At 56.5% G+C, this 9,715-nt stretch carries 12 protein-coding genes; 4 read left to right on the forward strand and 8 right to left on the reverse strand.

Features of this window, described 5'->3' with window-relative positions; genetic code table 11:
* The first annotated feature begins 40 nt into the window (after positions 1-40).
* Positions 41-346: a hypothetical protein gene (locus tag OKC40_RS20860; protein ID WP_270796840.1), complete on the forward strand. Its 306-nt coding sequence runs from the start codon at positions 41-43 to the stop codon at positions 344-346.
* Between the two features lie 89 nt (positions 347-435).
* On the opposite strand, the gene OKC40_RS20865 is transcribed toward OKC40_RS20860, so the two are convergent.
* Together OKC40_RS20865 and OKC40_RS20870 are read right to left on the reverse strand one after the other, a co-directional pair.
* A complete protein-coding gene (locus OKC40_RS20865) occupies positions 436-753 on the reverse strand; it encodes a hypothetical protein (protein ID WP_270796842.1) in 318 nt (105 codons plus the stop codon).
* Entirely contained in the window at positions 740-991 is a 252-nt protein-coding gene (locus tag OKC40_RS20870; protein WP_139441346.1) for a hypothetical protein, read from the reverse strand. Before OKC40_RS20870 ends, OKC40_RS20865 begins: the two co-directional genes overlap by 14 nt.
* 124 nt (positions 992-1,115) lie before the next feature.
* On the opposite strand from OKC40_RS20870, the gene OKC40_RS20875 reads away from it, so the two are divergent.
* The 3 genes from OKC40_RS20875 to fabA all read left to right on the forward strand — a co-directional run bounded on the left by OKC40_RS20875 (position 1,116) and on the right by fabA (position 4,172).
* A complete protein-coding gene (locus OKC40_RS20875) occupies positions 1,116-1,508 on the forward strand; it encodes a helix-turn-helix domain-containing protein (protein WP_270796843.1) in 393 nt (130 codons plus the stop codon).
* Between the two features lie 49 nt (positions 1,509-1,557).
* A complete protein-coding gene (locus OKC40_RS20880; RefSeq protein WP_270796845.1) occupies positions 1,558-3,534 on the forward strand; it encodes a Lon protease family protein in 1,977 nt (658 codons plus the stop codon).
* Positions 3,535-3,611: 77 nt separating this feature from the next.
* Positions 3,612-4,172: a 3-hydroxyacyl-[acyl-carrier-protein] dehydratase FabA gene (gene fabA / locus OKC40_RS20885; protein WP_270796847.1), complete on the forward strand. Its 561-nt coding sequence runs from the start codon at positions 3,612-3,614 to the stop codon at positions 4,170-4,172.
* 84 nt (positions 4,173-4,256) lie between these two features.
* Here the strand turns inward: fabA and rmf are convergent, their stop codons facing one another.
* From rmf to OKC40_RS20915, 6 genes are all read right to left on the reverse strand, one after another.
* A complete protein-coding gene (rmf, locus tag OKC40_RS20890; RefSeq protein WP_005315693.1) occupies positions 4,257-4,436 on the reverse strand; it encodes a ribosome modulation factor in 180 nt (59 codons plus the stop codon).
* A gap of 158 nt (positions 4,437-4,594) precedes the next feature.
* Positions 4,595-6,508 carry an ATP-binding cassette ATPase Uup gene (uup, locus tag OKC40_RS20895; RefSeq protein WP_270796849.1) on the reverse strand — a complete coding sequence of 638 codons (1,914 nt, stop codon included), beginning with the start codon at positions 6,506-6,508 and terminating at the stop codon, positions 4,595-4,597.
* 73 nt (positions 6,509-6,581) lie between these two features.
* Entirely contained in the window at positions 6,582-6,812 is a 231-nt protein-coding gene (locus OKC40_RS20900; RefSeq protein ID WP_270796850.1) for a glutaredoxin family protein, read from the reverse strand.
* Positions 6,812-8,989: a bifunctional 23S rRNA (guanine(2069)-N(7))-methyltransferase RlmK/23S rRNA (guanine(2445)-N(2))-methyltransferase RlmL gene (gene rlmKL / locus OKC40_RS20905; RefSeq protein ID WP_270796852.1), complete on the reverse strand. Its 2,178-nt coding sequence runs from the start codon at positions 8,987-8,989 to the stop codon at positions 6,812-6,814. The genes OKC40_RS20900 and rlmKL overlap by 1 nt, the downstream gene beginning before the upstream one ends.
* A gap of 129 nt (positions 8,990-9,118) precedes the next feature.
* Positions 9,119-9,244 (reverse strand): type B 50S ribosomal protein L36, encoded by a 126-nt coding sequence (ykgO, locus tag OKC40_RS20910; RefSeq protein WP_005336596.1) that lies wholly within the window; start codon positions 9,242-9,244, stop codon positions 9,119-9,121.
* Positions 9,245-9,508, reverse strand: a complete 264-nt coding sequence (locus tag OKC40_RS20915; RefSeq protein ID WP_005336598.1) for a type B 50S ribosomal protein L31 — start codon at positions 9,506-9,508, stop codon at positions 9,245-9,247. It abuts the gene before it with no gap.
* Positions 9,509-9,715: the final 207 nt, after the last annotated feature.

Here is a 9,715-nt window from a genome sequence, read left to right on the forward strand (position 1 = left end):
TTGGGCGATCGGCATGGATGTTATTGAGTGATCGGCATGAATGTTATTGAGCGATCGCCATGCGTGGGAATACGCATTTATCTCATCAGGTACGTTGCATATCTGGTTTCCGGATGTGGGACTGCAGATGGAAGCCCACTGCAAGCAGCTGCGTATCGAAGATTGCACCATCATCTATACCAACGGTCTCCATCACGGCCAGCCGCGAGCACTCTGGTCCTTGACCCTCCATCCCGACGATATGAACGAGCTCAAACGCATCTTGCAGCAATTCAATACCAGCCTCTATTTAGCCTGCCAGCCTCCCACTATGGCTATCGCCAAGCAGGCCTTGAGCCTGAATTGACTCAGCTCGCCAGGCAGCATTGTTTCAAATAGACCCGTCTTTACACCAAGGTCCAAACCGGGGGAGGGGATATCACTGTAGTGGTCTAATCATCCCGGACACCATTTTAGGTGGTAGAGTCGCCACCATGACCTGAGGGTCACCTTGTCAAAGCGGGCGAGGGGAGCGAAGCCCACCGGACGCTTCCACAGGTAACGCAGACCCTCGACAGGGGGCTCGGAGATGGCCGCTTGCAGGGCTTTGACCTTGGTGTCAAAGCGCGGGATCGCCTTCAAGAGCGCACCTTGCTTGGCAAGCTCCTTCATCTGGATCAACTCGACAGGTGCCCACGTGAACGACAGATAATCGATCAGCGTTTTGGTGCCGATAACGCTATTTATCGGCATCACGGCGTTATGACCAGTCATCGAAAAAGACTCCCTGATCATAAAAACCCTGCCAAGTGTCCTCGGTCACTTCAACCAGCTCGAACACGGTATCGGGGTACGTCATCGACAGATAGACCCGCAGCTCATGCAGATCGCGAAACATCTCGACCTGACCCGCCACACAGGCGGAGTAATCGCCAGTCGGCTCAGCCTGCCAATAGACCTTGCGCTCGTTGAGCTCAGGCAGATCTAGGTTTTGTGGGCTAAAGTAGGTCATGGGTCAATCAGATTTATAATGGACTGACTGGATTAGATCAGATTTAAATCTGACTAACAACGGGTGACTTTTGGCCCTAATAGGTGTGTTATATGCCCAACGAAGCAAGCGAGGAAACAGCAAAATGGACTCAAAAGCACTGATTCAGGCATACATGAGAACCAAAAAGCTAACCCAATATCAGCAAGTCGCTGCCGAGCTTGGTTTTACCAAGTCGCACATCTCCAGCCTGACCACTGGTAAAGTGCAACTCACTGATGCGACTGCAAAAAAGATTGCCGAGGAAATCGGCCTAGACGTTCAGGAAGTGCTGTTAAGCCTTGCCGCCGTCAGAGAGACGGATCCCGAGATAAAGCAGGCTTGGTACAACATTCTTGCGAGGTACTCAAAAAGCACAGGCACAGCTGTAGCCCTTGCGGTTGCTATGTTCCTGAGTCCTAGCCACGGGCCTGACAACACTGCGCATAATGTATATTATGTTAAATTGAATATCTTGTTTCCTGTCACCACTTATTGAACTGTGTATAATGGCAACAATTGATCCTATCTTCGACCGGATGTCTTAAGTGGCTGAATTAACATCAGAACAATTAAAACCCGCTTTTGCGATTGAACAGTTCCCCAAGCTCAGTGAGCTTGAACCCATCCCCTTTGCTGCGCTGCAGCCCAGAGCCATTTCCGGCATCAAGCGTCTCGCCAGTTTTGATGGTGACTGTCCGGTCATGCTGCTCAACGGGTTCCCTGGTGCAGATTATGAAGGCGTTTGCCAGACACTGATTGCCGACTCCAATGGCAAGGATGGTGACCTGTTTGATCTCTGCTACACCGAGAATCTGAACAACCCCTTCAAACCTATCTGGCTGCGGCTGCAACCCGGCACCGGCGTTGAGTTCTGTGAAATGGTTGGTGAACTGCTCAAGCTGTTGAGCCACCATCTCGACGCCGAGCGCATCGTGACCCGGATCATGCGCAAGCAGAACAATGATCCGAAGATCGATGATTTTCTCTCCGATCTGGCGGCTCACGTGGCATTGGGGCTGGAGTTTCAGCATCCCGTACTGATCAACCTGCTGATCCATCACGAAGCGCAGGAAGCGCCGGTGATTTATGGCCGCGATCTCAACTGGGATACCCTGTTTGGTTCCATCAACTACCAGACCGAGCAAGGCTCTGTCTATGCCAACCAGCACCTGTTGGAGCCTGGCTTGCTGCGCGAAGCCAACGGCGGCTACCTCATTTTGCAACTGGACGAGCTGCTGGATCAGCCGCACCTCTGGTTCAAGCTGAAAAATGCCATGCAAAAAGGCGAACTTGACTGGAACGCCTATCAGGAAGGGAAAACCCTGACCCCCTTCTTCGCACCTGAAGCGACCCCCATCAAGCTCAAGCTGATCCTGGTGGGTGACCGACTCGACGTGGCTGAGTTCCAGATGCTGGATCGGGATATGTCCGAGCGTATCTTCCTGCGCGCCGATCTGGTCTCAGAAGTGAATATTGAAGAGGATCTGCAGGAGTTTTTGCAGTATCTGGCCTGGGTTCGCCAGCGCTGGAACCTGCTGGACTTCACGCCTGCCGCCCTCGCCGCCCTTTGTCGTCATGCCAGCCGCCTCTGTGACCATCAGGAGTGGCTGTCGCTCTCCGAAGTGCAGCTGGCCGCCATCATGCGGATGTCTGACAGTCTGGCCCGGGAGCTGGAATCTGATGTGGTGACCGACGAACATATTCGCGGCGCGCTGGAAGAGCAGGATTACCGCCTCAACTATCTGGTTGAGCAGTCCGATCAGGGCGTCATCGACGGCCAGATCTTGCTGCAGACCGATGGCGAAGAGATCGGCCAGATCAACGGCCTGTCGGTCATTCAGGTCTCCGGTCACCCTTATGACTTCGGTGAACCGGTGCGCCTCACCGCAACCGTCCACCTCGGCGATGGCGATGTGGCGGATATCGAGCGCAAAGCGGAGCTGGCCGGTCATATCCACGCCAAGGCGATGATGATTATCCACGGCTATCTCTCCAACAAATTTGGTGCAGAGAACCCCTCCCCCCTGTCGGCCAATCTGGTGTTCGAGCAGTCTTACCACGAGATTGATGGTGACAGCGCCTCCCTGACCGGTCTGTGTGCCCTGCTCTCTGCCCTCGCCCGCCAGCCCATCTATCAGCACTTTGCGGTGACCGGTGCGGTCGATCAGTTTGGCAATGTGCAGGTGGTGGGTGGCGTCAATGAGAAGATTGAAGGCTTCTTCCGGGTGTGTAAAATCCACGGCATCACCGGCAAGCAAGGGATCATTCTGCCGGGGACCAACATCCAGCAACTCAATCTTTCTGACGAAGTGATTGAGGCTGTTGCCGCAGGCCAGTTCCACATCCATCCGGTGGATCATGTGGAAGAGGCCATCGAGTTGCTGACCGGCTGCGTGGCCGGTGAGCCTGATATGCCCGATACCCTGTTTGGCCGTATTCAGGATCGGTTGGACGAGTTGAACGGCTCAACCGCCAAAGTCGGACTGCTGCGAGCCCTGCTGGGGCGCCTGTTTGGCCGCTGATGAAGTGATCGGAGTTGTTTAGCGAACAACTGTAAGCTAAATTGGCCCGGCTTTGACCCATTTGAAGGAAATACCGCGTGACCGTAGACAATACCACCATGGAAGCCCGCCTTTCCCTGTGCGAACAGGGCAAGAACTTTTTTACCCGTGAAGAGCTGCTGGCTTGCAGCCGTGGCGAACTGTTTGGTGAGGGTAACAGTCAGCTGCCTGCCCCCAACATGTTGATGATGGACCGTATCGTCAAGATCAATGACAACGGCGGCGAGCACGGCAAGGGCGAGATCCTGGCTGAGCTCGACATTACTCCGGATCTCTGGTTCTTCGGTTGCCACTTCCCGGGTGACCCGGTGATGCCAGGCTGTCTCGGTCTGGACGCCATGTGGCAGCTGGTTGGTTTCTTCCTGGGCTGGAAAGGCGGCCCCGGCAAGGGTCGTGCGCTGGGCGTGGGTGAAGTGAAATTCACCGGCCAGATCCTGCCGACCGCCAAGAAAGTGACCTACAAGATCACCTTCAAGCGCGTCATCAACCGCAAGCTGGTGATGGGGATTGCTGATGGCGTGGTCGAAGTCGACGGCCGTCCGATCTACAGCGCCACCGATCTGAAAGTGGGCCTGTTCAAAGATACCACCGCATTCTGATCTGTCTGATTAGTGGTAAAACAGCATTAACGCAAAGGGGCCACAACGGCCCCTTTCCTTTTGTAATGAGTGATGAAGTACCTGCTACTTCATGAAGAGGCCTGAGCCCCGCCCTTCCATGGCGTCACGCCAACCACCAAGCCAATGCCCTCGGGCATCCAGGCATTGATACGGACACGCTTCTTTCTGTTTGCCGACCACGCCAGCCTGATAACCACGAGCACGAGCTCTTTCCAGACGGTCCCGCTTCTGTCTCTTCATCATCTACGACCCTCTTCGTGGAACAAAAAAAGCGACCAATTCTGCATCGGTCGCTTTCATCTTTACTCCTGCGAGCGCACTCGGTCAAACAAAAACTTCCACCCTAACCGGGCTATGTGACACAAGGCACTGAACTGGATTAAGTTTTAATTACAGGGAACTTACTCCTGATTTTTGAGTCCTTCCAGCTCTTCCCAGCGAGCAAATGCCTGTTCCAGCGCGGCTTCAGCGGCATTGAGCGCATCCAGTTTCGGCTGGGTTTTATCTGCCGGCAGCGAGAAGAACCCTGGCTGGTTGATCTCGCTTTGCAGCGCATCCAGCTCGGCTTCCAGCTGCTCAAGACGAGCAGGCAACCCTTCCAGTTCAAGCTGCAGCTTGTAGGAGAGCTTCTTGCTTTTCTTCGGCGCTTCTGGCACGGAGGCAACGACCGGCTCGGGCGCCTTGACCGGCGCACTCTTGGCCTGTTGTTGAGCGTTCTGCTGTTCGCGGGTCGCCATCATATCGGCGTAACCACCCACGTAATCGCTGATGCGGCCATCCCCTTCAAACAGCCAACAGCCGGTCACTGTGTTATCGATGAAGCGACGATCGTGACTGACCAGCAGCAGGGTGCCGGGATAGTCGGAAAGCAGCTCTTCCAGCAGCTCCAGGGTTTCCACATCCAGATCGTTGGTCGGTTCATCGAGGATCAGCAGGTTGCTGGGCTTGAGGAACAGCTTGGCCAGCAGCAGCCGGTTCTTCTCGCCACCGGAGAGCGCCTTGACCGGGGTACGGGCCCGCTTGGGTTCGAACAGGAAGTCCTGCAGGTAACCAAGAATGTGACGGGAGCGGCCGCGCACCATCACCTCCTGCTTGCCCTCCCCGACGTTGTCCACCACGGTCTGCTCGGGATCAAGCTGCTCGCGGTACTGATCGAAGTAGGCCACCTCCAGATTGGTGCCCCCCTTGACGGTGCCACGGGTCGGCTCAAGCTGCCCCAGCAACAGCTTGATCAGGGTCGATTTGCCGCAGCCATTGGGGCCGACCAGCGCAATCTTGTCGCCGCGCAGCACTTGCAGATCGAGCCCCTTGAACAAGGTGCGATCGCCAAAATCCAGCCCCAGCCCTTCGGTCTCGAACACCAGCTTGCCGGAGCGATTGACCTCGTCCAGTTGCAGCTTGGCCTTGCCCTGCAACTCGCGACGCTGGGAGCGCTCCATCCGCATCGCCTCAAGTGCACGCACCCGGCCTTCGTTACGGGTACGGCGAGCCTTGATACCCTGACGCACCCACACCTCTTCCTGGGCCAGCTTGCGGTCGAATTCGGCATTTTTCAGCTCTTCGACCCGCAGCCACTCCTCTTTCCCCTGCAGGTATTCGTCGTAGTTGCCCGGCCAAGAGGTGATGGCGCCGCGATCTAGATCGATGATCCGGGTCGCCAGCTTGTGGATGAACTCCCGATCGTGAGAGATAAAGACGATGGCGCCGCGAAAATCCTTGAGGAAATCTTCCAGCCAGTTGATGGCTTCGATGTCCAGGTGGTTGGTCGGCTCATCGAGCAGCAACAAGTCGGGATCGCAAGCCAGCGCACGGGCCAGCGCCACTTTTCGCAGCCAGCCACCGGAGAGGCTGTCGAGGGTCACATCGGGATCCAGCCCCAGCAGGGTCAACACCTGACTGATACGGGTCTCGAACTGCCAGCCGTTCTGATAATCGAGCTGCTCTTGCAACTCGCTCATCTTACGAATGTTGGCGTCTGACGGATCGTGCGCCAGCTCCATGGAGATGTGGTGGTACTGCTTGAGCAGTTCCCCCACCCCCGCCAGCCCTTCGGCGGCATAGTCAAACACCGTCAGCTCGCTGGAAGCAGGCGGATCCTGCTCAAGGCGGGTCACTTTCAAATCTTGTTGCAACACCAGACGCCCGTCGTCCAGCGGCAATTCGCTGGCAATGACCTTCATCAGGGTGGACTTGCCCGCCCCGTTGCGGCCAACCAGGCAGAGGCGCTCGCCCCGCTCGATGGTCAATTCGGCATTGTCGAGCAGCGGGAAATCACTGAACGACAAACATGCGCCGTGCAATGTTAAAAGAGCCATGTGTGTTCCTTATTTCATATGAAAAAAACGGGCAGCAGACTGGGTCTGCCCCCGTTTTATCGTCAAATCACTCTCACCCCTGACGGGCGGCCCAGCTTTTGAGCTCGACCAGCGTGAAGGGCCAGCCGAGCTCGCGGCCCGCCTCGTCACGCAGCACCGGAATGCGCACCCGATAGGCGGCAAGCCACTGCTCATCCTCCATGATGTCGCACTGGCGGGTGGTAGCGGCAAGGCCTGCCTCCTCCACCAGCGCCCACGCCTGTTCGCACAGGTGGCAACCGTCGGTATGAAACAGGGTCAGCATCACGCCTCGCCTTGCTCCGGCGCATGGGTGATGATCCAGCAGTTGTGGATGTGCTGGTTACGTTCGAAATCCTTCGGTCGCGTCTTCTGGGTGATGTTCTGGGCCTTGAGACCAGTGGCCTCTAGACCGGCCAGATCCATCTTGAAGTGACGCTTGTTGTTGGAGAAGACCAGAGTGCCGTCCGCCGCCAGCAGGCGCTTCAGGTGCTGCATCAGCAACAGGTGATCGCGCTGTACGTCGAAGCTCTCGTCCATCCGCTTGGAGTTGGAGAAGGTGGGCGGATCGATGAAGATGAGGTCGTACTGCTCATCGGCTTCAGACAACCACTTCAGGCAGTCTGCCTGGACAAACTTGTGCTGACGGCCCACCAGCGAGTTGAGACGCATGTTGTCCTGCGCCCAGTTCAGGTAGGTGTGGGACATGTCCACTGTGGTGGTTTCGCTGGCACCGCCAAGACCTGCGTGCACGGTGGCACTGCCGGTGTAGGCAAACAGATTCAGGAAGCGCTTGCCCTTGGCCATCTGACCCAGCATGCGGCGAGTCTGACGATGGTCGAGGAACAGGCCGGTATCCAGATAGTCGTAGAGGTTGACCCACAGCCTGGCACCGTACTCCTGCACTTCCATCCGGTGCTGCTCTTCGGAGAGCTTCTGATACTGCTGTTTGCCTTCCTGACGCTCGCGCACCTTCAGGATCACTTTCTCGCCATCCATGCCAGTCACCTTGATGGCGGCCTGCACCATGTCGAGCAGACGTTGACGGGTTTTCTGGGCGGGGATGTCCTTGGGCGCGGCATACTCCTGCACCACCAGATAGTCCTGATAGCGGTCGATGGCGGCGTTGTATTCCGGCAAGTCGGCATCATAGAGGCGATAGCAATCGATGCCCTCTTTGTTAGCCCACTTCTCGAGGGTTTTCAGATTCTTGCGCAGACGGTTGGCAAAGTCCTGTGCAACCTCTTTTTGGGAGGCCACGGAGTCCAGGGCGATTTGATAATTGCGCAGCTGACACTCGAGGGCACCGTTGAACAGGCGATATTGCTTGTCGGCGCGCAGGCGCAGACAGCTCAGCAGTTCGGGGGATGCGGAAAGAATGGAGACTCTCCAACCCTGGAAGCTACGACGTAGAGCATCGCCGAGAGCCTGATGCACTTCCAGCAGCGCCGGGAACTCGCCAAGACGCTCGCCATAGGGCGGGTTGGAGATCAGCATACCGACTTGACGGGCCTCCCCTTCCACAACAGGCATCGGCAGCGGGTTTTCCAGCTTGGTGACATCGGCCTGCTTGAAGGTGATGAGGTGGGCCACACCGGCCGCTTTGGCGTTGTCGCGCGCTTTGAGCAGCACGCGCGGGTCGGCATCACAGCCAAACAGCTTCACTTCACAACGTTGCATGCCGCGTTTGGCACGTACTTGCGCTTCCATCATCAGGCTCTGCCACAGCTCGCTATCGTGCTGTAGCCAGCGATCGAAACCGAAGCGCTCGCGGCGCAGCGCCGGCGCCATGTCGGCGGCGATAAAGGCCGCTTCAATCAGCAAGGTACCGGAGCCGCACATGGGGTCCATCATGGGCTCACCGGCCCAGCCGCTACGGGCAATCATGGCGCAGGCCAGGTTCTCTTTGAGCGGTGCTTCACCTGTGCCCTGACGATAGAAACGCTGGTGCAGCGCCGGGCCAGACAAGTCCAGCGTGATATTGGCCTTGCCTTTGCCCAGGTGCGCCATGATGCGAATATCCGGCGACTTCTTGTCCACGTCCGGACGTACGTGACCGCGCTTGGTGAAGCGGTCGACGATAGCATCCTTGATCTTCAGCGCGCCATATTGGGTATTGCGAATGGCGGGGTTGGTACCGGTAAAGTCCACCGCTATGGTGGAGGTGCCGGAGAAGTGCTCTTCCCAAGGAATGGTGTGGGCGCCCAGATAGAGATCCAGATCGTCGTTCATCTGGAATTCGGACAGCACCAGCACGATACGGGAGGCAAAACGGCTCCACAGGCAGGCTTTGTAGCCAATCGCCAGTTCGCCTTTGAAGTGGACGCCAGCCACGGTCTCACGGACCTGCTCTGCGCCCAGGGTGGTCAGCTCGTCGGCCAACAGGTTTTCCAGCCCTTTGGGGCAGGTTGCAAAAAATTCTTTCATCACGCTCACGGGGAACCCATAAAAATAGTGCCGCATTATACCTCATCAGGCGGGCTGGAGCATGCAAAAGTCGGCGGAAACAGCAGGATGGGTAGACAGAGAGAAAGGCAAGAGACCCCATGACTACTCGATGGCGAGAACATGGGGCCAGACATCATTAACGAATCACTTCATGCGAGCCTTGAAACGGGGATTGCTTTTGCAAATCACGAACAATTTGCCCCGACGGCGCACCAACTGACAATCGGGATGACGTGCCCGTGCGGATTTGAGTGAACAGACGACCTGCATTCAGGACTCCTTCTTGCTTGAAAATGCGCCAAAGCGCTTGTTGAAACGGGCCACACTCCCCTCGCTCGATACCTGCTTCTGCTTGCCGGTATAAAACGAGTGCGACTGACTGGAAACATCGAGCGACACATAGGGATACTCCTTCCCGTCTTGCCACGTGTAGCGGCGATCGCTCTTGATGGTTGAACCGACCAGGAAAAAGGCATCTGCCGCCGTGTCATGGAACAGCACCAAACGATAATCCGGGTGAATATGAGGCTTCATGGCAACTCCATTTTGTTATGTTATAACAAAATGTAAGTGAGAATAGCTCTCGTTTCAAGCATAAAATGCCGTATGTAGAAAATTGTGGCAGTGAGTGAGGTGTTGATACTGAGGTGCAGACACTAAACACCAGGGCGGGATCGCACTTTGTTAATGAAATTTGAACAGGCAGATCGTCTGTGATCTAATCGCGTCTCCATGCAGGAG

This window comes from Aeromonas sp. QDB11 (assembly GCF_027705265.1).
Lineage (GTDB): Bacteria > Pseudomonadota > Gammaproteobacteria > Enterobacterales > Aeromonadaceae > Aeromonas > Aeromonas allosaccharophila.